Origin of the sequence: Paracoccus sp. (in: a-proteobacteria) (assembly GCF_047973135.1) — a bacterium.
In the GTDB taxonomy this organism is placed as follows: Bacteria; Pseudomonadota; Alphaproteobacteria; order Rhodobacterales; family Rhodobacteraceae; genus Paracoccus.
Window position 1 is genome coordinate 1 of sequence record NZ_JBKEBL010000098.1, and the last position, 1,754, is coordinate 1,754.

Genomic DNA, 1,754 nt, shown 5'->3' on the forward strand with positions numbered 1-1,754 from the left:
ATGACGCCACCATGTGGCAGATGATGGCGCGCAAGGCGGCCTTCATCGAGGCCTTCTATCGCGGCGATCCGACGCAGCGCGACATGGAGGATCTGGGCGAGGCCAGCCAGTTCGAACAGGCCAAGGCCATGACGACGCGGGATCCGCGCGTGCTGGAACTGACCGACATGAAGGCCGCGCGCGACAAGCTGCGCCGCCGCGCAGGTGCCGTCGAGACACAGCGTGCCCGTCTGCGCGGCGAGATCAGGCGGAACCGGCGCGAAATCGCGTTCCACAACGAAAAGATCGCGCATATCGAACCCGTCGCGGCAAGCCTGCCCGATCTGGGTGGCAACAAATTCGCGATCACTGTCGGGCGCGATGCCTTCGACAGCCGCGCGGATGCCGGTAAGGCGCTGCTCCGGATGGTGGGGGATCTGGCCAAAGCCGGGGAACACTTCGAGGATCGCCGCATCGGCAGTATCGGCGGCTTCGCGATCGAGGCCACCTATCGCATCGCGGACAGGTCGATCGGGTTCTCTGTCCGCTTCGACGACGAAATGACCGCAGATGCCGGGTGGAGCGACGATCCGGTGGGCCTTGTCCGGCGGCTGGAATACGCCCTTGCGGCACCGGAACGCCGCCTCGGTTTCCATCGCGACGAACGCGCCCGCCGTGAAAAGGCGGTCGGGGCCGCGCGCAAATCGCTGGATGAAGTAAAGGATTTCGCGCAGGCCGATGAACTGGCCGGGCTGACCGCACAGATCGCCGGGATCGAGGCTGCGTTGCTGACCGAGGCCGAACAGGAGGCCGCGAAGGAATCGCGCTTCGGGGATGAGCACGACTTCGTAAGAGCGCCGGATGGAAGCCTTACATTCGGGCGCATCGATGACGACATCGCGCGGCGTATCGGTCGGCAGGCCGGAAATATCCGGCTTCGGGCAGGAAACGACAGCTATGGGCAGAGGCATATCGAACAGCGCCATGGCAACGATATCCGCCGGATGGGTTTCGCCGATGTAGAGGCATTTGTGCGGGCGATTGCGGGCGGCTTCTCCGCCATCTATCCTCGTCCCGGGCGCGCTCTGGATCTGGTTCTTGACGCCGGAACCCGTGGATTGCTGATCATTCAGCTTGAACCGCATCCATCCGGCGACTTTTATGACATCCGGACAGCGACGCCCATCCGGCACGGCCAATATGTCAGGAAAGCGCCGCTTTGGGAGAGAACCGGGCCCAGAGTCTCGTCCGATCTGTTGGACTCCCTTGATCCCAGGGACCAAAGCGACACCGCGAATATAGATCGACTTGCCCCCGAAATCAATTCCGATCCGACGCTGACCCCGGCCCGCGCCCGCGCGATCAACGCGGCGGCGCGGGCGGAACTGGAAAGGATCGGCATTGCCGGGCAGGTGCGGGCCGAAGCGGGCGGCGCGGGCGCGGCGACCGGCAGCTATCTGCGCGGCGTCATCCGCATCATCCATGATCGCGGGCGCGGCTGGCGGCATACGCTGGATCACGAGATCATCCACGGGCTGCGCGACGGCGGGCTGTGGGGCAAGGATTACGGCCTCTTTACCCGCGACGAATGGCGGGCGCTGGTCCGGGCCGCGCGGGGCGACGACGCCATCCGCGCGCGTGTCGAGGCGGCCTATCCCGACCTGCCCACTGCCGGGCAGACCGAGGAAATGGTGGCCGAGCTTTATGCCGATTGGGCGCAGAACCTGCGCGACGATCCGCCCGGCCTGCTGCGGCAAGCCCTCGCGCGCATCCGG

Annotated in this window: 1 protein-coding gene; it reads left to right on the forward strand. The window is 65.9% G+C overall.

The genetic code is table 11. The features are described from left to right. Positions 1–1,754: hypothetical protein (locus ACK5L9_RS07980; protein WP_416910940.1), on the forward strand; the 1,754-nt coding region annotated here is incomplete at both ends.